The 24,557-nt window shown below is 65.0% G+C and carries 20 protein-coding genes and 1 pseudogene; 18 read left to right on the forward strand and 3 right to left on the reverse strand.

From position 1 onward, the window contains the following. Positions 1-45: 45 nt before the first annotated feature. The 14 genes and pseudogenes from HDC96_RS04320 (at position 46) to HDC96_RS04380 (ending at position 18,098) form a co-directional block, all read left to right on the forward strand. Positions 46-2,160, forward strand: coding sequence for an alpha-glucuronidase family glycosyl hydrolase (locus HDC96_RS04320; protein ID WP_179458896.1), 2,115 nt, complete (start codon positions 46-48; stop codon positions 2,158-2,160). Continuing rightward, a complete protein-coding gene (locus HDC96_RS04325) occupies positions 2,157-4,187 on the forward strand; it encodes a sialate O-acetylesterase (protein WP_179458897.1) in 2,031 nt (676 codons plus the stop codon). The genes HDC96_RS04320 and HDC96_RS04325 overlap by 4 nt, the downstream gene beginning before the upstream one ends. Then, a complete protein-coding gene (locus tag HDC96_RS04330; protein WP_179458898.1) occupies positions 4,187-5,878 on the forward strand; it encodes a glycoside hydrolase family 43 protein in 1,692 nt (563 codons plus the stop codon). The genes HDC96_RS04325 and HDC96_RS04330 overlap by 1 nt, the downstream gene beginning before the upstream one ends. Positions 5,879-5,949: 71 nt before the next feature. Next, on the forward strand, positions 5,950-8,574 hold the full coding sequence (locus HDC96_RS04335) for a glycoside hydrolase family 3 protein (RefSeq protein ID WP_179459614.1): 2,625 nt from the start codon (positions 5,950-5,952) through the stop codon (positions 8,572-8,574). Positions 8,575-8,584: 10 nt separating this feature from the next. Then, a pseudogene (locus HDC96_RS18325) lies at positions 8,585-10,054 on the forward strand (MFS transporter); the annotation flags it as partial. A gap of 27 nt (positions 10,055-10,081) precedes the next feature. Then, positions 10,082-11,047 carry a glycoside hydrolase family 43 protein gene (locus HDC96_RS18330; protein ID WP_343203005.1) on the forward strand — a complete coding sequence of 322 codons (966 nt, stop codon included), beginning with the start codon at positions 10,082-10,084 and terminating at the stop codon, positions 11,045-11,047. Continuing rightward, positions 11,037-11,885 carry an aldose epimerase gene (locus tag HDC96_RS04345; protein WP_179458899.1) on the forward strand — a complete coding sequence of 283 codons (849 nt, stop codon included), beginning with the start codon at positions 11,037-11,039 and terminating at the stop codon, positions 11,883-11,885. The genes HDC96_RS18330 and HDC96_RS04345 overlap by 11 nt, the downstream gene beginning before the upstream one ends. Positions 11,886-12,141: 256 nt before the next feature. Next, positions 12,142-12,840 (forward strand): hypothetical protein, encoded by a 699-nt coding sequence (locus HDC96_RS04350; RefSeq protein WP_179458900.1) that lies wholly within the window; start codon positions 12,142-12,144, stop codon positions 12,838-12,840. Positions 12,841-12,940: 100 nt separating this feature from the next. Continuing rightward, positions 12,941-13,315, forward strand: a complete 375-nt coding sequence (locus HDC96_RS04355) for a nuclear transport factor 2 family protein (protein WP_179458901.1) — start codon at positions 12,941-12,943, stop codon at positions 13,313-13,315. 212 nt (positions 13,316-13,527) lie between these two features. Beyond that, positions 13,528-13,791 carry a DUF3653 domain-containing protein gene (locus HDC96_RS04360; RefSeq protein WP_123729278.1) on the forward strand — a complete coding sequence of 88 codons (264 nt, stop codon included), beginning with the start codon at positions 13,528-13,530 and terminating at the stop codon, positions 13,789-13,791. A gap of 37 nt (positions 13,792-13,828) precedes the next feature. Then, positions 13,829-14,272: a hypothetical protein gene (locus HDC96_RS04365; RefSeq protein ID WP_179458902.1), complete on the forward strand. Its 444-nt coding sequence runs from the start codon at positions 13,829-13,831 to the stop codon at positions 14,270-14,272. 320 nt (positions 14,273-14,592) lie between these two features. Beyond that, the gene (locus HDC96_RS04370) at positions 14,593-15,288 is read left to right on the forward strand and encodes a VIT family protein (protein ID WP_101101553.1); all 696 of its coding nucleotides are present in this window, start codon (positions 14,593-14,595) and stop codon (positions 15,286-15,288) included. 114 nt (positions 15,289-15,402) lie between these two features. Next, positions 15,403-16,122 (forward strand): response regulator transcription factor, encoded by a 720-nt coding sequence (locus tag HDC96_RS04375; protein WP_179458903.1) that lies wholly within the window; start codon positions 15,403-15,405, stop codon positions 16,120-16,122. Further along, on the forward strand, positions 16,119-18,098 hold the full coding sequence (locus HDC96_RS04380; protein WP_179458904.1) for a PAS domain S-box protein: 1,980 nt from the start codon (positions 16,119-16,121) through the stop codon (positions 18,096-18,098). Before HDC96_RS04375 ends, HDC96_RS04380 begins: the two co-directional genes overlap by 4 nt. 37 nt (positions 18,099-18,135) lie before the next feature. Here the strand turns inward: HDC96_RS04380 and HDC96_RS04385 are convergent, their stop codons facing one another. Beyond that, positions 18,136-18,855 (reverse strand): helix-turn-helix domain-containing protein, encoded by a 720-nt coding sequence (locus HDC96_RS04385; protein ID WP_179458905.1) that lies wholly within the window; start codon positions 18,853-18,855, stop codon positions 18,136-18,138. Positions 18,856-18,910: 55 nt separating this feature from the next. Here HDC96_RS04385 and HDC96_RS04390 point away from each other — a divergent pair, with 55 nt between their 5' ends. Beyond that, positions 18,911-19,828: a glucose 1-dehydrogenase gene (locus HDC96_RS04390; protein ID WP_257018589.1), complete on the forward strand. Its 918-nt coding sequence runs from the start codon at positions 18,911-18,913 to the stop codon at positions 19,826-19,828. A gap of 93 nt (positions 19,829-19,921) precedes the next feature. Then, entirely contained in the window at positions 19,922-20,485 is a 564-nt protein-coding gene (locus tag HDC96_RS04395) for a GNAT family N-acetyltransferase (protein ID WP_179458907.1), read from the forward strand. 45 nt (positions 20,486-20,530) lie between these two features. Here the strand turns inward: HDC96_RS04395 and HDC96_RS04400 are convergent, their stop codons facing one another. Further along, positions 20,531-21,229, reverse strand: a complete 699-nt coding sequence (locus HDC96_RS04400) for a phosphoribosyltransferase family protein (RefSeq protein ID WP_179458908.1) — start codon at positions 21,227-21,229, stop codon at positions 20,531-20,533. Between the two features lie 193 nt (positions 21,230-21,422). Further along, the gene (locus HDC96_RS04405) at positions 21,423-22,250 is read right to left on the reverse strand and encodes a universal stress protein (RefSeq protein ID WP_179458910.1); all 828 of its coding nucleotides are present in this window, start codon (positions 22,248-22,250) and stop codon (positions 21,423-21,425) included. 51 nt (positions 22,251-22,301) lie between these two features. On the opposite strand from HDC96_RS04405, the gene HDC96_RS04410 reads away from it, so the two are divergent. Beyond that, positions 22,302-23,681 (forward strand): DUF4010 domain-containing protein, encoded by a 1,380-nt coding sequence (locus HDC96_RS04410; protein ID WP_179458911.1) that lies wholly within the window; start codon positions 22,302-22,304, stop codon positions 23,679-23,681. A gap of 88 nt (positions 23,682-23,769) precedes the next feature. Next, positions 23,770-24,540: a universal stress protein gene (locus tag HDC96_RS04415; RefSeq protein WP_179458912.1), complete on the forward strand. Its 771-nt coding sequence runs from the start codon at positions 23,770-23,772 to the stop codon at positions 24,538-24,540. Positions 24,541-24,557: the final 17 nt, after the last annotated feature.

Raw genomic sequence — 24,557 nt, forward strand, 5'->3', positions numbered from 1 at the left:
CTGGCGACACTGCTGCTGCGCCGGAATGTCGAGCGGTGTCACTGGATGTTGGGTGTCGCCCTGGCACTTTTCGCCTGCGCGGGCAGCGTGCGCGCGGAGGACGGCTACGCCCTCTGGCTGCGCTACGCACCGCTGGAACCTGCCCTCGCGACCGACTACCGGACACGGCTGGGCGGGGTCGTGGCCCCCGATCAGACCCCGACGCAGCGTGCCGCGCGCGAGGAACTCGTGCGTGGCCTCACCGGCCTGCTGGGTCGCGCGCCGCGTATGCAGAGGGCGCCCAGCGCGGACCCCAGCGTGGTGCTGGGCACCCCGGATTCGTCGGCCATGATCGCGCCCCTCCGCAAGGAGATGGAATCACTCGGCGACGACGGCTACCTGCTCAGGCGTGCGCACATCGGCGGGCGCGACGTGCTGCTGGTGGCCGCACGCCAGGATATCGGGGTCCTGTATGGCGTGTTCCATCTGCTGCGACTGCTGCAGACCGGCGCATCACTCGATGCCCTCGAGGTTCGCGAATCACCACGGCTTCGGCTGCGCGTGCTCGACCACTGGGACAACCTCGACGGCTATGTCGAACGCGGCTATGCGGGTCGCTCGCTGTGGGACTGGCAGACCCTGCCGGAGTGGCGGGACCCGCGTTATACGGACTATGCGCGTGCCAACGCCTCGCTCGGCATCAACGGCACCGTGCTGAACAATGTAAACGCGAGCGCGCAGAGCCTTGCGCCGGCATATCTCATCAAAGCGGCCGCGCTCGCGGACATGTTCCGGCCGTACGGCATCCGCGTGTACCTGAGCGCGCGCTTCAGCGCCCCCATCGAGCTGGGCGGGCTGAAGACAGCCGATCCGCTCGACCCGGACGTGCAGCGGTGGTGGCGCGACAAGGCTGACGAGATCTACGCGCGCATTCCGGATTTCGGCGGCTTCCTGGTCAAGGCCAATTCGGAAGGACAGCCCGGACCGCAGGACTATGGCCGCTCGCATGCGGACGGCGCCAATCTGCTGGCTGACGCGCTGGCACCGCATGGCGGCGTGGTGATGTGGCGCGCCTTCGTCTACGCGCATGAGGTGCCCGAGGACCGCGCCACGCAGGCCTACACCGAATTCGCCGGCCTGGACGGGGAGTTCCGCCCGAACGTGGTCGTGCAGGTGAAGAACGGGCCCATCGACTTCCAGCCGCGGGAGCCGTTCCATCCCCTGTTCGGGGCCATGCCACGCACACCGCTGATGATGGAGGTCCAGATCACCAAGGAGTATCTCGGCTTCGCCACGCATCTGGTGTACCTGGGGCCGCTGTACGAGGAGGTGCTGCAGTCGGACACCCACGCACGCGGCGCGGGCGCCACGGTCGCGCAGCGCCTGACCGGCATCGCCGGCGTGGCGAACATCGGCAACGATCGCACCTGGAGTGGCTCGCACTTCGACCAGGCCAACTGGTACGCCTTCGGCCGTCTCGCCTGGAATCCGGACCAGTCCGCCCGCGACATCGCGACGGACTGGGCAGCGATGACGTTCGCGCCGGATCCCGAGGTGGTGGCACCCATCGTCGACATGATGATGGTCTCGCGCGAGGCCGCGGTGAACTACATGACACCGCTGGGCCTGCACCACCTGATGGCGCGCGGGCACCATTACGGGCCCGGCCCCTGGGTGGACGGCGGTCCGCGCGCGGACTGGACCGCCGTGTACTACCACCGCGCCGACCGCGATGGCATCGGCTTCGATCGCACCGCGCGCGGCAGCAACGCGGTGGCCCAGTACGCCCCCGAACTGGCCGCCGTGTACGGCGACCTGACGCGGGTGCCGGAGCCGTTCCTGTTGTGGTTCCACCATGTCTCGTGGGATCACCGCATGGCCTCGGGACGACCGCTGTGGGACGAACTGGTGGGGCGTTACTCCCTGGGTGTACGCCAGGTAGAGGGCATGCAGGCCACCTGGGCAGGCATGCAGGGCAGGGTGGATGCGCAGCGGCATGCGCAGGTCGCCGCCTTCCTCGGCATCCAGCGGCGCGAAGCGCAGTGGTGGCGCGATGCCAGTATCGCGTACTTCCAGTCGATCAGCGGCAGGCCCTTGCCTGCGGACGAAACCGCGCCGCCACACGCGCTGACCTGGTACCAGCGCTTGCAGTTTCCTTCCGCGCCGGGAGATGGGCGATGAGTCGGACACGGGTGATCGTCTGGATGCTGGCGACCGCCGTGGCATGCGCTGCCATGCCGGCCGTGGCACAGGAACCGGCAACACCGCTGTTGCATCCGCTGTTCCAGGATCACGCCGTGCTGCAGCGCGACCAACCGATTCCGGTCTGGGGCCATGCTGCGCCCAGCACTCTGGTTTCCGTGGCGTTTGCGCGACAAACCGTCACCACGCGCGCGGATGCCGGCGGCCAGTGGCGTGCAACGCTGAAACCCATTCCCGCTGGCGGCCCTCACGAAATGACCGTCCGCGCAGGGCAGACCGCCCAGATCGTGCATGACGTGCAGATGGGCGATGTCTGGTTGTGTTCCGGGCAGTCGAACATGGAACTGCCGGTGTGGCGCGCGCTCGACGCAGACAGTGAGATCGCCTCCGCCACGCACCCGACGATCCGCCTGTTCACCGTGCCCAAGGCGGCAACCGTTACGCCGCAGAGCACGTTCCCGGCGCCGACGGCGTGGAAGCCGGCGTCGCCAGCCGCGGTGCGCGCCTTTTCCGCCGCCTGCTTCTACTTTGCGCGTGAACTGCAGAAGACCGTCGACGTCCCGATGGGGCTGATCCAGGCGGCGTGGGGCGGCTCGCGCATCGAGGCGTGGACCAGCGCCGACTCCCTGCGTACGCAGGGCGGCATGGATCCCGCGCTTGACCTGCTCGCGCTCTACGCGAGCAACCCTGCGGCGGCAACCGCCGGCTGGGGCGAGGTATGGCAGCGGTGGTGGTCGAAGCGCGACGGAGCCCGGCAAGGCGACACTCCCTGGCAGCCGGGCGCAGACAACACGGCATGGCACACGGCACCGGCCGCACTGGGGGCTTGGGAGCGTTGGGGCGTGCCGGACCTTGCCGCGTACAACGGCATGGTCTGGTACCGCACCCAGGTCACGCTGACCGCCGCGCAGGCGGCGCAGGGCGCACGGCTTGCGCTGGGCGCCGTCGATGAGACGGACATGACCTGGGTCAACGGCGTGGCGGTGGGCAGCCAGTACGGTGCAGGGGAGGCGCGGCGTTACACACTTCCGGCCGGTCTCTTGAACGCCGGTGAGAACACGGTGGTGATCAACGTGCTGGATACCTACGGCGAGGGTGGGCTGTCGGGACCGGCCGCCGCCCACGCGGTGGAGCTCGACGACGGCACGCGCATCGTCCTTGACGCACCGTGGCACTACCGGGTGGCGCCCGGTGCACAGGCACCGCCGCTGGCGCCCTGGCATGCCGCCACGGGTCTGTCGACGCTGTACAACGGCATGATCGCGCCGCTCGGCAGCTATGGCCTGCGTGGGATGCTCTGGTACCAAGGCGAGTCCAACACGGGTGACGGCGCCGCTTATGCCAACCGGCTGCGCAGCCTGCGCGATGACTGGCGCAGCCGGTTCGGTGCGCGGATGCCGCTGCTGGTGGTGCAGTTGGCCGGCTATGGGCAGCCGCCCCAGGCGCCGGTGGAGAGTGGCTGGGCACAGGTGCGCGAGGCGCAGCGTCGCGTCGCGGCGGAAGACCCGCATACCGGGCTCGCGGTGGCCATCGACATCGGCGATGCGTACGACATCCACCCGCCCAACAAACAGGAGCTGGGCCGTCGCCTGGCCCGGGTGGCGCGTCACGTGGTCTACGGCGAACGGGCGCTGGCACCTTCCGGCCCGACGGTGCGCACGGCGTCGCGCGCGCAGGGCGAAACAAGGATCGCGTTCGACAACGTCACCGGCACCCTGGTCACGACCGGTGCGAACGGCCCCATAGGATTCGAGCTCTGTGATGCCGACGCACGGCACTGCCGCTATGCCGAGGCGGTGCTGGAGCGGCGCGACGTGCTGCTGTCATGCCGGGATTGCCGGGATTGCGTGGATTGCGTGGAGCCGGCCAGCGGCCGGCACTACCGGAGCGGCGCGTTGCGTGTGCGCTATTGCTGGGCGGACGGTCCGGTCTGCACGCTGCGCGACAGCAGCGGTGCGCCGGCCGGGCCCTTTGAGCTTTCCCTTAACCCTGCGGAGGTTCGCTGATGCGCCTGCTGATAGCCACAGTCGTTCTGCTGTTGTCGGCGACGGTGTCGCCACTGGGTGCTGCGCCTGCGCCGCCGGTTTATTTCGACTGGTTCGAATATTCGGGTCACGACGCGGCCTTTGAAGCACCACTGCCCGCCGGTCACTACCGCAACCCGATCCTGGCCGGCTTCCATGCGGATCCGAGCATCGTCCGCGCCAACGACCGCTTCTATCTGGTCAATTCCAGCTTCACCTACTTCCCGGGTATTCCGGTATTCGAAAGCATCGATCTGGTGCACTGGAAACAGATCGGCAACGTAATCGACCGACCGACGCAGCTGGACTTCGATGGACTGAGCGTATCGCGCGGCATCTTCGCGCCGGCGATCGAATACCACGACGGCATGTTCTATGTGGTCACCACGGCTGTCGACAGTGGCGGCAACTTCATCGCGACCGCGCGTGACCCTGCCGGCCCCTGGTCCGACCCGCACTGGCTGCCCAGCGTGGAGGGCATCGACCCGTCGCTGTTCTTCGACGAAGACGGCACCGTCTACCTGGTCAACAACGATGTGCCGCCCGGTCCGCAGCGCTACGAAGGCCACCGCGCCATCTGGATGCAGCAGATCGATCTGGCCGCGTTCAAGCCGGTAGGGCCGCGCAGGGTGCTCATCGACGGCGGGGTGGAGCCGGCGAAGAACCCGATCTGGATCGAGGGGCCGCATGTCTTCAAGCGCGATGGCTGGTACTACCTTTCCGACGCCGAGGGGGGCACCGGGCCGCAGCATTCCCAGGTGGTCCTGCGCAGCCGCGAGGTCTGGGGGCCGTACCTCCCGTATGCGGGCAATCCGATTCTCACCCAGCGCGACCTGCCGGACGACCGGCCGCTGCCGATCACCAACGCCGGCCATGCCGATCTGGTGGAAGGTCCGGACGGCGCCTGGTGGGCGGTGTTCCTGGCCAGTCGCAATTACCAGACGCGCCACTACAACACGGGGCGTGAGACGTATCTGCTGCCCGTGCAGTGGCGGGATGGCTGGCCGGTGATCCTGCCGGCCGAGCAGGTCATTCCGTACGTGGTCAAGGCGCCGTCGTGGATGCAGGGCAATGCCTCGCAGGCGCCTTCAACCGGCAACTTCGTCGATCGCGACGGCTTCGATGGACCGACGCTCGGCACGGGATGGTTCCAGGTGCGCGTCCCCAAACAGGCATGGGCAGACCTGAGCGTGCGGCCGGGTAGCTTGGCCGTGCACCCGCTGCCGGAGAACCTGGACACACTGCGTAACCCGGCCTTCCTTGGCCGCCGGCAGCAGCATCTGCGCTTCGACGCCAGCACCGACATGACGCGGCCGGCGACGGGGGTGGCGGCGGGGCTTGCTGCGTTCCAGAGCGAAAGCTACTGGTACTTCCTGGGCGTGCGCAGCCTCGGCGGGGAACGCGTGGCGGTGTTCCTGGAAGGGCGCGATGGCAGCGGGGTGACCCGCACCCTGGCCACGCGCAACGCGACGGCGTCCACGTCACTGCGCCTGAAGATCGCCGGTGACGAGGGCAGCTATGCGTTCGCATTCGACACGGGTGATGGGCAGGGCTGGCAGACGCTCGCCGACGACGTGGACGGAACGGTGTTGAGTACGGATCGCGCAGGCGGCTTTGTCGGCGCGCTGCTGGGACCATTCGCGCGTGACGAGCGCGCCTTGAGGAGCAAATGATGACGCGTCCGCCTTACCTCTGCAGTGGCCGTCGTGGCCCCACCTTCCGCACCCTGGTGCTGTGCGCTGCCATGGCAGCGGCGACCGCCGGTCATGCCGCGGAAACCCAGCCCTGGCTGGACACCTCGGCCAGCTTTGAAATCCGCGCCGCCGCGCTGGTGGGGCAGATGACCCTGGAGGAAAAGGCCGCGCAGATGCAGAACGCCGCGCCCGCCATCGAGCGTCTTGGCGTGCCGGCCTACGACTGGTGGAACGAAGGCCTGCACGGTGTGGCGAGGGCAGGGCAGGCCACCGTCTTCCCGCAGGCGATCGGGCTGGCGGCCACCTTCGACGTGCCGTTGATGGAACAGGTCGCGACCACCATCAGCGACGAGGCGCGCGCCAAGCATCACCAGTTCATCCGTGAAGGGTCGCATGGCCGCTACCAGGGCCTGACCTACTGGTCGCCGAACATCAACATCTTCCGCGATCCGCGCTGGGGTCGGGGCCAGGAAACCTACGGTGAGGACCCGTACCTGACCGCGCGCATGGGCGTCGCCTTCGTGCACGGCCTGCAGGGCGACGATCCGGTGTACCGCAAGCTCGACGCCACGGCCAAGCACCTGGCCGTACACAGTGGTCCCGAGGCCGACCGCCACCACTTCGACGCACGGCCCAGCAAGCGCGACCTGTATGACACCTACCTCCCGGCCTTCGAGGCGCTGGTGAAGGAAGGCCAGGTCGACGCGGTGATGGGCGCCTACAACCGGGTGTACGGCGAGTCCGCCAGCGCCAGCACGTTCCTGCTGCGCGACGTGCTGCGCCGGGACTGGGGCTTCAAGGGCTACGTGGTGTCCGACTGCTGGGCCATCGTCGATATCTGGAAGCATCACAAAATCGTGCCCACCCGCGAGGCCGCCGCAGCACTGGCGGTCAAGAACGGCACGGAGCTGGAGTGCGGCCAGGAATACGCCACGCTGCCGGCCGCGGTACGCCAGGGGCTGATCAGCGAAGCGGAGATCGACGATGCGGTGACGCGGCTGTTCACCGCACGGATGCGGCTGGGCATGTTCGATCCGCCCGAGCGCGTGCGCTGGGCGCGGATACCGGCCTCGGTGAACCAGGCCCCGGCGCACGACGCGCTGGCCCTGAAGGCCGCGCAGCAGTCCCTGGTGCTGCTGAAGAACGATGGCGTGCTGCCGTTGTCACGAAACCTCAAGCGCATTGCCGTGGTCGGCCCGACCGCCGATGACACCATGGCCCTGCTCGGCAACTACTTCGGCACGCCGGCCGCGCCGGTGACCATCCTGCAGGGGATCCGCGACGCGGCGAAGGGGGTGGAGGTGCAGTACGCACGCGGCGTGGACCTGGTCGAAGGGCGCGACGATCCCGGTGCGACACCGCTGATCGAGGCGGCGTACCTGCGGCCGTCGGCCGATTCCCCGGAACGTGGCCTGCGCGGTGAGTACTTCCGCATGCCCGATCTGTCAGGGACGCCGGCCCTGGTCCGCACCGATGCGCAGATCGGCTTCCGCTGGGACCGGGGTTCACCCACCGACAACCTGCTGGCCCGCGGCGAAGCGGCGCCGGGGCAGGGCATTCCCAACGATGGCTTCAGCATCCGCTGGCGAGGCCAACTGCTGCCGCCGGTCTCGGGCCGCTACCGGATCGAGGCGGCCGCTGATGACGGCTTCCGTCTCTACGTGGATGGAAAGCGGGTGCTGGACCACTGGGCCAACAGCGATCGCCTGCGCAGCGACGGTGTCGACCTGGACCTGCAGGCGGGCCGCGCCTATGAACTCACGCTGGAGTACTTCGATAACGAACGCGACGCCGGCGTGCGGCTGGGCTGGCGCATGCCCGGGGCGAAGGCGCCGTTCGAGGAGGCGCTCGATGCCGCCCGCAACGCGGACGTGGTGGTCTTCGTCGGCGGCCTGACCGGCGATGTCGAGGGCGAAGAAATGACGGTGAACTATCCGGGCTTCGCGGGCGGCGACCGCACCGACCTGCGCCTGCCCGCCCCCCAGCGCGCCCTGCTGGAAGCGCTGCATGCCACCGGCAAGCCAGTGGTGATGGTGCTGACCGGGGGCTCGGCGCTGGCGGTGGAATGGGCCCAGGAAAACCTGTCCGCGATCCTGATGAGCTGGTATCCCGGGCAGCGCGGTGGCACCGCGGTGGGCGAAGCGCTGTTCGGCGACACCAATCCCGCAGGCCGGCTGCCGGTGACGTTCTACACCGCGGACCAGGCGATGCCGGCCTTCGACGACTACACGATGGAGGGCCGCACCTACCGTTACTTCCGCGGCACACCGCTGTATCCATTCGGCTACGGGCTGTCCTATACCCGGTTCGGCTACGGCAGACTCCGTCTGGATGCGCCCCGCATCGCCGACAACGGCACACTCAAGGTGCAGGTGGACGTCTCCAACACGGGCAAGCGCGCGGGTGATGAAGTGGTGCAGGTGTATGTGCGGCGGCTGGCCGCCGGCGCAGGCGATGCACAGCAGACCTTGCAGGGCTTCCAGCGCGTCCACCTGGCACCTGGCGAGCGGCGCACCGTGGCATTCGAGCTGGACGCACAGCAGGCGCTGCGCCAATACGACGACGCGCGCGGCACCTATGCGGTCCCGCCGGGGGAGTACGAAGTGAGGGTGGGCGGCTCCAGCGCCGACGCCCGTGTGCAGAGCCGCTTCACCGTGGAGGCACGTCGTGACTGATGCCCACCACATGGATGTTCCCGAGCACACGCTGTCCGTCCGGGAGAAGCTGGGCTACAGCCTGGGCGACCTCGCGGCCAACCTGATCTTCCAGACGCTGATCACCTACCTGGCGTTCTTCTACACCGATGTGTACCGGTTGCCGCCCGCCACGGCGGCGACGATCATCCTTGTCATCGGCCTGCTGGGCGCCTTCGTGTTCACCCCGCTGATCGGCATTGCCGCTGACCGCACGGTCAGCCGCTGGGGAAAGTTCCGGCCGTGGATCCTGTGGACGGCGATTCCCTTCGGCGCGCTGTCGCTGCTTGCCTTCAGTACGCCGGACCTCGGCGGACGCGGCAAGGTCATCTACGCGCTGGTGACCTATGGCCTGCTGATGTTCGTGTACGCGGCCAACAACCTGCCGTACTCCGCGCTCAGCGGCGTGCTGACCGGCAGCATGGCCCAACGCAACAGCCTGTCGGCCTACCGCTTCGTGGCGGTGATGATCGCGCAGTTCATCATCCAGGTGCTGCTGCTGCCGCTGGTGCTGATCCTGGGCGACGGGGACCGTGTGCAGGGCTTCGAGCGGGTAATGACCGTGTTCGCGGTCGTGGGCACGCTGTTCTTCCTGATCACCTTCGCCACCACCCGCGAGCGCATCGTACCGGCCAAGGAGCAGACCGGCGGGGTGATGCAGGACCTGTCCGACCTGCTGCACAACCGGCCGTGGAAGGTGATGCTGGCCCTGACGGTACTGGTCTTCATCAACCTCGCCCTGAAGGGCGGCACCTACATCTACTACTTCCAGTACTACATGAGCGAAGCCGCGTTGGCGGGTTTCCTCGACACCTCCGGCTTCAACGGCTTCATCGCGGGATTGAACGCGGCCCTCAACGGATGGGGCCTGTCCGGCTTCACCTGGCCGGAGGATCCGGCGACGTCGGCCTTCAGCCTGTTCAACGCCTGCGGCATCCTCTGCATGATCCTGGGCATCGGCGTCTCCCGCCGCCTGGCCGACCGCTTCGGCAAGCGTGATGTCTTCGGCGGCGCGCTGCTGGTGTCCACCGTGTTCCTGCTGGTGTTCTACCTGTTTCCGCCCACGGCGGTCGGCGTGGCCTTTGGCGCCTTCATGCTGCACGGATTCTGCTACGGCATCACCATCCCGCTGCTGTGGGCGATGATCGCCGACGTTGCCGACTATTCGGAATGGAAGAACCATCGCCGCGCCACCGCGATCATCTTCTCCGCGATGCTGTGCGGGTTGAAGATCGGGCTCAGCATCGGCGGTGCACTGGTCGCCGGGATTCTCGCGCACCATGGTTATCAGGCCGGTGCGGAACAGCAGCCCCAGGCCGTGGTAGACGGCATCCGCCTGACCGTAAGCCTCTACTGCTCCATTCCGTTCCTGGTCGCGGTTGCGCTGCTCTTCCTCTACAAGATCGACAAAGGGATGGAGACGCGCATCGAGCATGACCTGCATCTGCGTCGCCAGGGCAGCACCCTGGATCAGCTCGCGGCGCATGCCATTTCCCAGCCGCTGGTGACCCACATGTATACGGCCGATCCGTCGGCCCACGTGTTCGAGGGGCGCCTGTACGTCTATCCGTCGCACGATATCGACGGCGGCGCGCCCTTCGACGATGAGGGCGGGCATTTCGGCATGGAGGATTACCACGTGCTGCGGATGGATTCGCCCGAGGCCGACGCCACCGATTGCGGCATGGCGCTGCATGTACGCGACGTGCCCTGGGCCGCGCAGCAGATGTGGGCCCCGGATGCGGCCCACCGCGACGGCCGCTACTACCTGTATTTCCCGGCCAAGGACGGGCAGGGCATATTCCGGATCGGCGTGGCGGTGGCGGATCGCCCGGAGGGGCCGTTCACTGCCGAACCGGAACCGATGGAGGGCACGTACTCGATCGACCCGGCCGTGTACGAGGATGACGACGGCACGCATTACCTCTACTTCGGCGGCATCTGGGGTGGCCAGCTGCAGAAGTACCGTGACAACCGCTTTGATGCGACGCACGAGGAGCCCACCGGCGATGCGCCTGCGCTGGGCCCGCGTGTCGGCCGGCTGGACGCGGGCATGACACGGCTGGCGGAGCCCACGCGCGAGGTCGTCATCCTGGACGAGCACGGACAGCCGCTGCGTGCCGACGACCATGCGCGCCGATTCTTCGAGGGGCCGTGGCTGCACAAGTACCAGGGCCGCTATTACCTCTCGTACTCCACGGGCAATACGCACCTGCTGTGCTACGCCATCGGCGACAGCCCGTATGGGCCGTTCACCTATGCCGGCGTGATCCTGAAGCCCGTTGTGGGCTGGACCACGCATCACTCCATCTGCGCGTTCAAGGGACAGTGGTATCTCTTCTACCATGACGCTTTGTTGTCAGGCGGCGTGACCCATCTGCGCTCGGTCAAGTGCACGCCGCTGCAGATGGAAGCCGACGGCAGCATCCGGACGATCGATCCGTATGGCGCTTGAAGCGGCGTCACCGAAAGACGATGCGCAGGCGCCGCTGCCGGGTGGGCGCCTGCACTGGTTGCGGGCAGGCGTTCTCGAGGTCGCGCTTGCACCGGAAGCCGGCGGACGCATTGCCCAGATACGCTACGACGGGGTCGACTGGCTGGTGGGCGAGCAGGAGGGCGGGGCGGCTGCGATCGGATGGGGGTGCTATCCGATGGTGCCTTGGGCCGGGCGGATCCGACAGGGGCGCTTTGCCTTCGATGGCAAAGCGTATGCGCTGCCGCGGAACTTCGGCGGGCACGCGATCCACGGGGTGGGCTTTTCACGGCCGTGGCATATCGACAGTCTCGGGGCGGACAGCGCGGCGCTGTCGCTGGAGCTTCCCGAAGATAAGTATTGGCCCTTCGGGGGCCGTGCGACCCAGGTCATCCGTGTGCTGGCCGACAGCCTGGAGCTGTGCCTTGCGGTGCAAGCCGGCGACCAGGCGATGCCGGCGGTGCTTGGTTGGCACCCGTGGTTCCGGAAGCCGGATCAAGTGCTGTTCTCGCCCAGTGCGATGTATCCGCGGGACGGGGAGGGCATCGCTGCATTGCCCTGCATTGCTCCCACGCCTGGGCCTTGGGATGACTGTTTCATCAATGAGGCTCAGGTGACGCTGGTGTGTGGAGAGCAGCAGCTGCGGCTGCGGGCGGATACGGATCACTGGGTGGTGTATGACGGTGCTGCGCAAGCGACGTGTGTGGAGCCGCAGACTGGGCCGCCTGATGGGTTTACGTTGGTGCCGAACCACCTGCAGCCAGGCCAGCGGCTGCAGCTGACGTTCGAGCTTGAGTGGGAAAGCGACGACCTTGGGTAGCACCGGAACCGTGGCTGCCCATCGCTGCCGCCACCGTGCTGGGCGCGCACACTGTGGTGCCGATTCACTACGGCATCTCGGGAGTTGATGCGTACGACGAAGTGAACGATCCTCTTGACGCCCTGATCCGGGTGGCGCGGGGAACGGCCATCGAGGTTCAGTCAGTGCAACCGGGGGCGTGGGCGGCGTGGCGGTGAAGTCCTGCTGCAACGTCGACGCGCCCAGCCAGAAGCCACTCACCGCCACGGGAACCTGCATGAAGAACCTTGCCTTCGCTGCTTTCATTGCCTCCGTGTTTGTCAGCCCTCTGTCCCATGCGGCGGAGGATTCAGGCCCGTCCCGGCCCTCATTGGGCGCGCTGCAGCGCATCATTGAGTCCCGCAGTCCGGAGACAACGGTCGCCACGCCTGACCATGACAGGATCACTGCCCGACGCATCGATATTGTCGACGAGAACGGGGTTATCCGCATGACCCTATCAGGCCGAACGCCGGCCCCGATCATCGATGGGATCCAATACCGCCGTGCGTTCAACGTCGCCGGGATGGTGCTTTACGACGACAAGGGCAGCGAGCGGGGCGGCTTCGGCACCGCCGATGTGGCCGGAGGGATGGCCGTTCTGGCCCTGGATCATCCGGCGATGGATGCCATCGGCTGGCGCGTCTCACCGGACGGCGAGGTGGCGTTCTCGATCAACCAGGCGCCGCCGCTGCTGCGCGAGCCGGCCCTGGACAACCGATTGGTTCCCGGGGTTAAAACGTCCACGCGCATCCGCATGGTGGTGGGTGCTGACGGAACCCCTGCGATCGCGTTGAACGACAAGGCCGACAAGACACGCCTGCGGCTGACGGTAACCGAAGAGGGCTACGGCGCCATCGAGTTCCTCAATGCGAACGGGGAGGTGATTCATACCCTGGCGCCGGAGGCGGAGACAGAGCTGGCGAAGGCGCAATAGATTCGCCGGCGAACTTTGAAGATGTGGATCGACTCACGTGCAATGGCTGAAGAGCTGCAGTGCATCTCGACATGGAGCGCTACCTGGAGAATCGACGAAAATGCAGATTCTGGACTACGAAGAGCGACTTCGAGCTGCCATGCTGCATAGCGATGTAGCTGAGCTGGACGCCCTCATTGATGATGACCTACTGTTCGTCGGGCCAGCAGGCGTCATCTACACGAAGGCGGATGATCTGCAGCTGCATCGCTCGGGGTCGCAACACATGTCTCAAGCCGACTGGCATGCGGTAGAGGTGCATTCGTACGGCACGACATGCATCACGGTGGTAACTGCCCAGCTGTCTGGCACGCTCATGGGAGCATCATTCTCTGGCTGGTTCCGCTATCTCCGCACTTGGGTGCAGAAAGAGGGCGCTTGGAGAGTGGTTGCCGGTAGCGTGTCGCAGATTGCGGATCCGACGCTGCAAGTGTAGTGCTCATCCTTGCTGGGCTAGGTTCCCGGGAAGGGAGGCAAGACTTGATCCAAAGCCAGACCCGCGAAAGACGGCCCATCATTCATTTCGCATAATGTATATTATGTAAAGAGGCTGGCAGCAGCGGTGAGGTACCACCTAGGCCTGCTGAAGCTCCTGCTGGCATCGCTCTTGCCTCTCCGTGGTTCCAAGGACAAAGCGAGCATTGATGCATGTGCCAGTACCTAACCGGACCCTTCGCGGGCTGGAGCGTCAGAGGCAATTACCTAGTCAGCCCTGACGGCGACCGCATGACACCCGAACGGATTGCCGGGCTGGCATGGCGCGATCAGATGGAACTCAGGGTCGCCGGGTTCGCCTCCCGACGCAAAGCCGAGGCCGGACAGAGAAAAGCCGGTCAGCGCCAGATGGTCAAGGTCGTCGTTGTTGACCTCGGCGACTTCCGTGACCGGCACTTCGGGCGGTCCGCAGGCTGAGGCTAAAATGCCCGCAGGATGCAATCTAGGGGGATTCATGGACAGAGAACGGCAAGAGCCGACATTCAGCGCGCCGGACGTGACGGACCTTCAATTTCGCAGCGACCGGGTTCGTCAGATAAGCCGGGAGACCAGAGGGCCGCCTTGGGGATATATCGCGGCGGGCGTTGTGGTGACAATTCTCATCGCCATGGGCCTGATCGAATGGAATGTCCGCAGGCAGGCAGCAGCGATTACCGCAGAACTGACCCGGCCCATGACGAAGGCCGAGCAGGCAAAATTCGACGCAGACGTAGCGAAGCTCAACCGGGAAGCAGAGGCGGAAGCTAGGGCGTTCCGCCGATCAATGGAGCAGGCGTTAGACACCATGCCCGCTTACGCCGCACCCAATCCGCTGCGTACTGGCGAACGGTGCATAGGCGGAAAAAGGCTACAGCGGATTGAGGGTGGCTGGCGGGATGTGCCCAACGACCCGTGCTAGCCGCCACCCTACCGATTCTGCGCTGAATCGGGGACGTCCCCATGCATCGCTGCGGTGCGGGTCCTGAGCGGCAAGAGCGGCGCAGCTGACATTCATGGTGAGCACGAGCGCGATAAATCCCCATACGCGTGACGTTGGATATCCGATCCGTGCCCTGCCCTTTGGACCAGGTCTGCCTGAGCGGCACCCCGGCAGGATCTTCAGGCATGAATATTCCCATCTTGGGAATAGCTCTGTTGAACAGCCGGGACGCACAGAGTCAGTGACCACGGACGATTAGGAGTACGCTGGAACAGTTCGCTCCCCACGTCGGATACGCCATGAGCCACGGAGAATTTCATCGCAGTCAACGCGGCGGCTGGTTGCGTGCCGGGGTATTGGGTGCAAATGATGGACTTATATCGACCAGCAGCCTGGTCGTCGCCATGGTCGGTGCTGGCGCGGCAACTCAAACGATTCTTGTCGCTGGCCTCTCAGGACTGATCGCCGGTGCACTCTCGATGGCGGCGGGCGAGTACGTTTCAGTCAGCTCGCAGGCAGACGCCGAAAACGCAGACGAAGAGAAGGAGCGCGGGGAGCTGCTGAGCCAGCCGGACGCAGAGTTGCTTGAGCTGACAACGATCTACGAAAAGAGAGGGTTGACGCGACGGCTTGCCGAGGAGGTTGCCCGCGAGCTGACCGCGCATGATGCGCTGTCAGCGCATCTGAGGGACGAACTGGGCATTCACGATGTACTGAAGGCAAGGCCATTCCAGGCAGCGGGTGCCTCTGCAATATCATTCGTCGTCGGCGCCCTGCCCCCGGTTCTTTTGGCTGCAACCCTGGCGCATAGCAACCTGGCGGGAGTTGTCGTCGTAACCACGCTATGCGTCCTGGCCGCGCTCGGGGCTGTTGCGGCGCGGCTCGGTGGAGCATCCCAATTGCGTGGCGCGCTGCGGGTTGTGGTCTGGGGCGCCATCGCAATGGGGGCCACATACGCGATAGGTGCGTGGTTTGGGGTGCTGACCGCGCCCTGATCATGACACTCCGGAAGCCACCGTGGAGCCTTCGCAAAGATGAATCAAGGGCTTGCCGCGTGCAGGCCGCAGCTAAGGGTATGATCATCCTACCTATGCCGTAAGGGCGCGTCGATGGCAGTGCTCGAACGACCCCTGATCGCCCGGCCGCGCATCCTCCTGGTCGAAGACGACGAGGCCATCGCCGGGCTCACGACCCGCTTCCTGCAGAATCATGGCCTCGAGTGCCACATTGCCCCAGGCGTTGCGGCGGCGGAACAATGCCTGTCCCTAGGGGCCGTTGACCTGATCCTGCTGGACCTGGGCCTGCCAGATGGGGACGGGCTGACGATGTTGCGGGGTCAGTCCTGTCAGATTCCGGTCATCATCGTGACCGGCCGAGGTGACTCGGTGGATAGAGTCGTGGGCCTTGAGCTCGGTGCCGATGACTATGTCGCCAAGCCGTTTGATTACCGCGAACTGCTGGCCCGCATACATTCGGTGTTACGGCGTGCACAGCGCCCGTCGACCTCAGCCAGAGATGTTTTCCGCTTCGACGGGATACTCCTCAACGCGTCGGAGCGGGTGGTGCTTGACCGTAACGGAAACGCGGTCCGCTTGACCTCGGCCGAGTTCGATCTGCTTCACGCGCTGGTTCAAGGCGCCGGCACGGTGCTGAGCAGGGATCAGCTGATGAATTCGCTACACGGACGCGACGCGGGCCCGTTCGATCGTGCCATCGACGTCCACATCGGCCGACTGAGGCGCAAGCTCGAACGTGATCCGTCGCAGCCTCAGCTGATCCAGGCGACCCGAGGGGTCGGCTATCGGTTGGCTGCCAGCGTGTCGCCGTGACCGCACTGATGCTCCCGCAGCTGTTTGATATCGTTCCTGATGCGCTGCTGCTGGTGGATGCAGAGGGGCGCATCATCCGCGCCAATGGCAACGCAGAGCGTCTTTTCGGTCATGGCAATGACGGGCTCGTTGGCCTTTCCGTGGAGGCCCTGATGCCAGCCGACGCGCGAGAGCGCCATCTGCAGCATCGCCTCGGTTACATGTCTTCCCCGCGCGTCCGACCGATGGGCCAATCCGATCAGGTGCTGGTCGGCCAGAAGGCGGACGGTCAGCAGTTTCCGGTGGAAATCGCGTTGAGTCCGATCGAGACCGCACACGGACGACACTACCTCGCCTCGGTGCGCGATATTTCGGAGAGTCAACGCGTTCGGCAAGCCTTGGTGCGCGCCAGCTATGATGCCTTCATTGCACGGTTGGGACAGATGGCCCTGGACGCGGGCAGCGAGCAACAGCTTGTTCGCTCATTGCCTGGCATGCTTATCGATGAACTCCAGGCCGACGCAGTCGCGTTGGCCTTTCCTGAGTCGGATGGTCATGCGATAGATGTGCGCGTTGCCGGACAGATCAACGGCGAGGCCCTTTGCCACATACTGTCCTCGCGCTGGGCCCTGCTTGAAGCATCGCTTCCAGTGGACCGCGCCACCATCCTGGATGATCGGCAATTGGAACTGCTGGCCGAAGCTGGTGAGGGGTTTGCGTGTGGTGCAGCAACGCTGCTCCGTGACCGCGACCACCCGACAGGGATCCTGATGGTGCTTTCCACGGATACGCGACCGATCCAGCACGACATCCTTCATCTGATACAGGGCGTCGCAGTCCTGGTTGCGGCGATAATGCAGCGCCGCAGAACGGCGGAGCAACTCGCCCATGCGCAACGCCTGGATGCGCTCGGCCAGTTGACTGGCGGTATCGCGCACGATTTCAACAACTTGCTGACCATCATCTCCGGCAGCCTGCAGCTTCTTGATGACGAGTATGCTCCTCACCAGGGCGCGCGCGATCTTATCGCAGGGGCCCTCCACTCGGTGGCGCGCGGAGCATCCCTCACCTCCAAGTTGCTTGCCTTTGCAAGACGCCAACCCTTGGCTCCGCAATCGGTCAAGCTTCACCAGCTGGTCCACGATCTGGGCACCATGCTGCAACGAATCCTGGGCGAGTCATTCTCATTGACGATCGAATGCCACCGTGGCCTCCCACCTGCGCATGTGGACCCCTGCCAGCTTGAGACTGCGTTGGTCAACGTGGTGTTGAATGCGCGCGACGCCCTTCCGGGAAACGGCGAGATCCTGCTCTCGGTGGGCGAGCAATGGGTCAGACCGCAGGAGATGGAGGAGCTGCAGGCCGGGCACTACATTGTCATCCGGATCACGGACCGCGGCATGGGCATGTCCGCCAGTACCGCTCGGCGTGCAGTCGAACCCTTCTTCACCACCAAATCGATGGGCCAAGGAAGCGGGCTTGGCCTGAGCATGGTGTATGGCTTCACAAGACAGAGCCGAGGCATGTTGCACATTGACACCGTGCACGGCCGAGGCACAACGGTAAGCATGTACCTCCCGGTCGCAACGTCCCTGCCAGAGCGCGTGCTGCCCCCGCGACATCGCGTGGAAGGCGCGCGGCAGACCATTCTGGTGGTGGAAGACGATCCGGGCGTGCGACGGATTGCCGTATCGTTTCTCCAGGCGGCGGGCTATGTCACTTTGGAAGCATGTGACGCGGTCGAGGCACTTGCGATCGCAAAGATGCACCCGGAGACGGCCTTGGTCTTCAGCGACGTCATGCTGGGAGGCGCGATGAACGGCCATGCGCTGGCATCCACCTTGCGCGAGCAGCTGCCCGGCTTGGCGGTGCTCCTGACCACTGGCCACGATGACGCGCCCGATGTCAGTCCCGACCTCGGGCACTGCGGCACCTTGCTACGAAAGCCGTATCGGCGCGAGGATCTGTTGGTCGCGATCCAGCAACTGATCGCCTGACAGCGGTTTTCGCACCCGACATGGGCGCCTCAAGAGGTCAGTTCAGCGTTGTTGACTGCGCACGCAGGCGCGGCAGATCGACGATGCGTATATGGGAACGACTGACCTCGATCAGGCCTTGATCCTGCAACCTGTGCAACGCGCGGACGACTGTCTCGATCTGCATGGCAAGAAAACTGCCGATGTCGGCACGCGTCATACAGAGCAGCATCTGTGTCGCGCTGAAGCCGCGCTCGGCCAGGCGCGTGGAAAAATCAAGCAGGAACGATGTCAATCGCTGCTCGGCATTCAGGCTGCCGAGCGCCAGCATCCATTGCCAATCTCGTCTTATCTCCGAGGCGAGTATCCCGGTCAAGCGCGCCTCGAATCCAGGAAGGCACTGACGCAGAAGGAAGGGCTGCAGCTCCCATATCTCGCCGTCATTCAGCGCGATCACGTCGCATGGATACGCAGCCAGGTCCAGTGCTTCCTGCCCGAGCAGTTCGCCGCGCATCGGGAACGCCGTCACACGTTCTCGGCCGTCTTCACTGATGAGCGCACTTTTGAAGATGCCCGACCGCACCAGGAACAATCCACGAAATGGCTGGCCTGCGCGGATGACGTGCTGCTTCCTGCGAACACGGCGTCGGACCAGGGGCATGCCCTGCAGCAGGTGCTCCCAGCTCCCGCCAACACCGGCGGCGACGCCGCCTTGAAGGCCGACCAAGGGTTCCACACCCGCCGTTTCGAACGTGACGTGACTGGGAGTTTCCCACATATCCGTTCCTCCACCTGACCCATACCCAATCTAGGCACGGGCGGGCGCCTGGCGAATGGCGGTGGAGAACTGTTTTGTAAAGATCTGTAAAGAACCGCATCTCTTGATGCAGGTCAACACGCCCTTTTCCGGTACGCCGCCAAATGAAGACAGGTATGGGGGTGCTGTGCGCACCTCCGGCCTGAAGAGGACGCTCCAGATGAATCGATTGAAAGGAAAGGTCTGCATCATCACGGGTGCGTCAGTGGGCATTGGCCGCGCCTGCGCAGTTCGCATGGCCGAAGAAGGCGCCGCGGTAGCCCTGTTCGACATACATGACGGAGAGGGCAACGCATTGGTCAATCAGCTGGCTGGCGCTGGCTCTGCCGCGATCTACTGGCACGTCGACGTTCGGGAGGAAGCCAGTGTGCAGAATGCCATCGACGCCGTCGTGGATCGGTTTGGACGTCTGGATGTCATGGTCAACAATGCCGGAATCGCTGGCGCCAACCGTCCGACCCACGAGCTCAGCGAGGCCGATTGGGACCAGGTGCAGGCAGTAAATGTGAAAGGCGTCTTCTTCTGCACCAAGCATGCCCTGCCCCACATGCGCAGGAACCGTGCCGGCAGCATCATCAATCTTTCTTCCATCTATGGCTTGGTGGGCGCAGCCGACCTTCCCGCTTACCACGCATCCAAGGGCGCGGTCACGCTGATGAGCAAGACCGACGCGTTGATCTATGCGAGCGATGGCATTCGGGTCAATTCGGTGCACCCTGGCTTCATCTGGACGCCGCTTGTCGAGCAGCACCTGCGAGACAGCGGTACCGCTGATCTGGTCGCCGGTAGACACGCGCTGGATCAAATGCACCCGTTGGGCCATGTCGGTACGCCGGACGATATTGCCTGGGGAGTGGTCTACCTTGCATCGGAGGAATCCCGATTCGTCACGGGCTCGTCCCTGGTGATCGACGGCGGCTACACGGCGCGCTGAGCTTGCAGGTAACACCACGTACGTTGACCTGCGTCAATTTGCTGGCTGCGGCAGGGTTCTAGCATGCATGCGTCCCCGTTAGCCGTGGCTGCCATGAACACTCCAGACCTCCCCTCTCCCCTTTCCCCCGAGCTTTTTCCACGCTGGATAGAGGTGCTGCGCGACCGCACGAGGGTATTGATTCGACCCATCACGGCGGCGGACAGGGATATCGAGCGCGCGTTCATTGAGGGCTTGTCGCCACAGGCCCGCCGTTTCCGGTTCCTGGGCCAGATTCGTTCGCCCAGCGAGCAATTGCTGACGCAGTTGACGGTGCTGGACCATACTCACCAGGTCGCCTTTGCCGCGGTCGTTTCCGACGAGTCGGGTGAGCAGTTGATCGGCGTAAGCCGTTACAGCACCACTGCCTCCGGGGATGCTTGCGAGTGTGCGGTGACGGTCGCCGACGAATGGCAGGGACGTGGACTGGGGGTGATCCTCATGAACCACCTGATTGCCATCGCCAGGTCGCAAGGCATCAAACATATGTACTCGATTGACGACGCTCAGAACACACAGATGCGGGAGCTGGCCAAGCATCTGGGATTCAGCAGCCGTATCGACGCCGACGACCATTGCCAGGTCATCCATGAGTTGCCCCTCGATCCCAGCACCTGACATCGCGGAGGGCAGCATCGTGTAGCTTCTGTGGTGCTCAGGCGATCACGGCTTTCCTGTTCCGAGCGAAAGACAGCCCGCGCACGTCCCGTCACCATCGGCCCATCGCATCGGCTTGGGGAACAACGCACGTACCGCCTGTCGGTCAGTGACCACGGGGTACTCCAGAAAGTGCGCGGCTACCGCATTGACCGAGTCTGTCGCGGCCAGATAGATGCACGCATCGGCCAGCCCCGACGCTCGTGCCAGGGTTTCCGTCGTGGTGACCGGTGCCGCATACACCAACAGCGCCGGACCATACACGCGTACCATTCGCAAGGCAGCCTCAATGGTGGAGGGTGTCGCCGAGCCGTCATCGAGCACGATGATCGTTCGCTGCGCCAGTCCAGCCGATGAGCAGATTCCACAGCGCCTGCGATGCGCCTGAGCCTGGGCCACGAGCGCTTGCTGCACATCCTCGAGACCGGCTTTGCCGACCGTTGTGTCTGGACTGCCCAAGGGCGGTGACGATTCCGCCCGCTCCCTGCGGCTGGCGATCGCCACATGGAATGAAGCAGTCGCCCGCACGGCGGGCATACCCGCGAGCCTCAGCTGCGCCCCAAGCGCATCGGCGATGAGCCGTGCCATCGGCAACGCGGCACATGAAACGGCCAGTATGGATGCCCGGCTTTGCTTGTACGCGCTCAACGCGTCCACGAGCCCGAGAGCTGCTTCAAGACAATCCCGGAAGACAAAGTGCGTCACGACGCTGTCCTGTTTGGCAGAAGGTGCTTCTCGCCGCCCATGCCGCAGGGTGGCGACGCTCTATGGCCTCTGCGGGCCATGCCGGACCGTGCTCATCCCGCGTCCAGGTCAGTGTGCTGTAGATGCTCGGGGATGCATGTAGAGCACCACAGCTGCCGTTCAACAGCCAATGGCTACCGCCCTTCCTCTGACCTCAGTGGGCGAACAGTACTGGTACCGGACTGTGCCGGATCAGTGTGCGGGTCACGCCGCCGAACAGGAATTCCGAGGCACGGGATCTGCCGTAGCCACCGGCGACAATGCAATCGGCGCCGCTCTCCTTCACGAAGTTCAGTATGGCCGGTCCTGCCCCGCCCTCCTCATAACCGCGGTGCACAGGCGAGGCTGTTACGCCATGGCGCCGTAGATGAGCGACCAGGCGCAGACTGGCGTCGTCCTCCCTGCTCGGATCGTCCGGATCGGAATCGATATACAACAGGTGCACGCGCTGTGCAGCGATCAACAACGGCAAGGCATCATGGACCGCGCGAATGGCTTCCCTGGTGCTTTTCCACGCAATCACAACATGACGCGGCACCGCGTCGCGGGCGCCCGGCGGGACAAGCAGCAACGGCACCCCCGATTCCACCAGCAACGAGGAGACCAGCGTGTCCTCAGTGCCGGGGTCATCGCGATGCAACCCCAGGATGGTCAGGTCAACGCATCCTGCCTGAGGCATCACCTGATCCACCGGCCCCTCCCACACCCTCTCGTTCGCACATACGAGCCAATCCACACCCGCGCCTGCCAGCCGCTCCTCCAGCGTGGTGGCAAGCACCCTGACCGTTTCCTTGGCCGGTTCGTGAAGAGCGGTGTAGACGGCTGGGTAGTACATCCAACCCGTCGCGACCGGCACAACCACACTGGCCCCAGCCAGTGCTACCAGGCGGCTCCCCTGCTCACGCGAAAGCGCCGTGGCGAGACCCAGCGCCTGCTCGTGCAGGCGGCCCAAGACGAAGGGCAACAGAATGTCGCAGTACATGCTCGCTCTCCCCGGGGTGAAAGAGCCGGTAGCTTGAACCCAGCGCGACGAATGAACTTGATCGAAGTCAATCAAAATTCCCTTGGATCGTTGACCTGGGTCAAGTCATCCCGGGATTCGTTCTGGACAAATGCCGGAGCAGAATCGCCTTTGACCGATTCCAGTGGGCAACCAGACATGCTGAGCATCGTCCAGGATCCGGCAGGCACCGCCGCGGGGCTGATTACCGCCGCTGTCGTGGGCGCCGTTGTTGGACTGGTCTGGCAGCGGGCAGGCGGGAGGATGGCGGCGGCCCACACGCGCTTTGGCGGCAGTGTTGTGCTTGCGCTGGTCGCGATCTCAGGCGGGTTGGGAGCGCTGCTGGGAGGCGCGGCTCTGGTAGCTGGCGCGGTACTGCTGGGCCTGGTTGTCTGCCCTCGCCGGCGATACTCCCAGGCAGCTGCCGCCCATCTGATTGTGCTGCCTGCCCTGTATCTGGTCGGCGCCCTTGCAGTAAGTACACCGGCAACGGCGATCCTCGCCGGCAGTGCCATCCTGGTGATACTGGTTGGGGGGCCTGCCCTGATACGGAAGGTGAATACGAATGTTTCCAACCGGGACCTTCGGGACATCGCAACGGTGCTGGCCGCGGGCTTTCTGATCCTTCCCTTGCTTCCAGACCGCACCGTCGACCCTTGGGAAGTCATCAACCCGAGTCGGCTCGGCACCCTCATCGTGGCGCTGATGGCAGTCAGCGTCGGAGCGCACCTAGCGCTGCGCCATCTGGGGCCCAGGTCGGCCCTGGCCTTGACCGGCTTCGCCGGTGGGTTCGTCTCCAGTACCGCCACCATTGCCGCAATGGCGGACGGGGCGCGGTCGTCGCCTCGACTGGCGCCTGCCTTCGCAGGAGCGGCCTTGCTTTCCAACGTGGCCATGATCCTGCAGTTGGGCCTGGTAATGGGCACGCTCGCACCTGCATTGCTCGCCTACAGCATGGTCCCGCTGGTCTGCTCGGCAATCGTGGCCATGGGGACAGCATTGGCATTCGGATGGCGGTCCTTGCTCAGTACCTCAGCAGTGTCCGGGCTGGCCATCGTGCGGCCATTTAAACCGTTGGCGATCCTGGTTTTTGTTGGGCTGATCGTCATTCTGCTTCTGGCAGCAAGTCTGCTGCGAGACTGGCTGGGTGACGAGAGCCTGCCCTGGACTCTGGGTATCTCCGGCATTGCCGACGTACACGCCGCCACCGCCTCTGCCGCCCAGATGGTGGGTGCGGAGCAGATCAGCAACGGTATCGCGATACAGGCGATCACCATCGCACTTGCGACCAACTCATTACTGAAATGCTTGATTGCCGCGGCAAGAGGCGGATGGCGCTTCTCTGCTCCGTTGTTGATCGGGACCAGCCTGATCGTCGGAACGTTCGCTGTGGCCGCCGGGCGTAGCGGGTGATCGTCAACACCTTGACCCACGTCAATATCTCCGCGCAGGACTGGCGGAGAATGAGGGGCAACGCCGGCCTCTGTGTGCAACAGCCACGATGGATATTCTTGTCCCTTTGACGGATACGCCCGCTGATGCTTCTGCCATGCAGCTGGCAGCAGCGCTTGTCGGCGCCCGTGGCGGGCACGTCACGCTGGTGCAGCCAGTGGAATCTCCGTTGCCCGACGTTGCACGCACCGAAGTCCCGCCCAGAGTCGCCACGCTCTTGCGCCGGGTCGCGCAGTGGAGCGTTCCTCATGACATCCAGATCGAGGACGGGCGCGCGGAACGTCCTGTGGACGCGATTGCCCTGCGCGCACAGGGTTTCGACCAAGTGATAATGGCGTGCGCCGGACATGACCACGCCGAGCGCAGGCTGCAACATGCTCAGTTCTCTTCACTGGTGAGCCGATCCGGACGCCCCATCCTGGCATTGCCAGGGAGAACCCGTTTCGACGGAATCTTCAAGCGGGCCGTCATCGGCTGGAGTGCAACCCCCGAATCCGCTCGCGCGGCACATGATTTCCTGAGCTTGGATTTCGCGTGCGCCCTTGTGGTTACCACCGTGGACGGAAGTGACCGGGTCAATGAACATGCTCAGGCGTTCGTCAACAGTCTGGTGCGGCAGGGGCGAGAGGCGACATTTACTCCCGTGTCGTCATATGGGAGGAGCGTGGCTGAAGCGCTGCTGGGCCACGCATTCGATAGTCAGGCGGATCTACTCGTCTGCGGCGCCTATGGCCATTCGCGCGCGCGCGAATGGCTGCTGGGGGGAACGACGAGGGAGCTCTTCGAGCGCACCCTCACTCCCCTGTTCCTGTCACGTTGACGCACCCGGATGCCAGA

Origin of the sequence: Stenotrophomonas sp. JAI102 (assembly GCF_013409105.1) — a bacterium.
In the GTDB taxonomy this organism is placed as follows: Bacteria; Pseudomonadota; Gammaproteobacteria; order Xanthomonadales; family Xanthomonadaceae; genus Stenotrophomonas; species Stenotrophomonas maltophilia_AA.

Excerpts from the sequence above, each read along its gene's own strand:
- HDC96_RS04370 (WP_101101553.1), top strand. The coding sequence starts at position 14,593 with ATGAGCCACGGAGAATTTCATCGCAGTCAACGCGGCGGCTGGTTGCGT.
- HDC96_RS04325 (WP_179458897.1), top strand. The coding sequence starts at position 2,157 with ATGAGTCGGACACGGGTGATCGTCTGGATGCTGGCGACCGCCGTGGCA.
- HDC96_RS04345 (WP_179458899.1), top strand. The coding sequence starts at position 11,037 with ATGGCGCTTGAAGCGGCGTCACCGAAAGACGATGCGCAGGCGCCGCTG.
- HDC96_RS04405 (WP_179458910.1), bottom strand. The coding sequence starts at position 22,250 with ATGTACTGCGACATTCTGTTGCCCTTCGTCTTGGGCCGCCTGCACGAG.
- HDC96_RS04365 (WP_179458902.1), top strand. The coding sequence starts at position 13,829 with ATGGACAGAGAACGGCAAGAGCCGACATTCAGCGCGCCGGACGTGACG.
- HDC96_RS04330 (WP_179458898.1), top strand. The coding sequence starts at position 4,187 with ATGCGCCTGCTGATAGCCACAGTCGTTCTGCTGTTGTCGGCGACGGTG.
- HDC96_RS04395 (WP_179458907.1), top strand. The coding sequence starts at position 19,922 with ATGAACACTCCAGACCTCCCCTCTCCCCTTTCCCCCGAGCTTTTTCCA.
- HDC96_RS04355 (WP_179458901.1), top strand. The coding sequence starts at position 12,941 with ATGCAGATTCTGGACTACGAAGAGCGACTTCGAGCTGCCATGCTGCAT.
- HDC96_RS04375 (WP_179458903.1), top strand. The coding sequence starts at position 15,403 with ATGGCAGTGCTCGAACGACCCCTGATCGCCCGGCCGCGCATCCTCCTG.
- HDC96_RS04320 (WP_179458896.1), top strand. The coding sequence starts at position 46 with ATGTTGGGTGTCGCCCTGGCACTTTTCGCCTGCGCGGGCAGCGTGCGC.
- HDC96_RS04410 (WP_179458911.1), top strand. The coding sequence starts at position 22,302 with ATGAACTTGATCGAAGTCAATCAAAATTCCCTTGGATCGTTGACCTGG.
- HDC96_RS04360 (WP_123729278.1), top strand. The coding sequence starts at position 13,528 with ATGTGCCAGTACCTAACCGGACCCTTCGCGGGCTGGAGCGTCAGAGGC.
- HDC96_RS04385 (WP_179458905.1), bottom strand. The coding sequence starts at position 18,855 with ATGTGGGAAACTCCCAGTCACGTCACGTTCGAAACGGCGGGTGTGGAA.
- HDC96_RS04350 (WP_179458900.1), top strand. The coding sequence starts at position 12,142 with ATGAAGAACCTTGCCTTCGCTGCTTTCATTGCCTCCGTGTTTGTCAGC.
- HDC96_RS04335 (WP_179459614.1), top strand. The coding sequence starts at position 5,950 with ATGGCAGCGGCGACCGCCGGTCATGCCGCGGAAACCCAGCCCTGGCTG.
- HDC96_RS04415 (WP_179458912.1), top strand. The coding sequence starts at position 23,770 with ATGGATATTCTTGTCCCTTTGACGGATACGCCCGCTGATGCTTCTGCC.
- HDC96_RS04390 (WP_257018589.1), top strand. The coding sequence starts at position 18,911 with ATGGCGGTGGAGAACTGTTTTGTAAAGATCTGTAAAGAACCGCATCTC.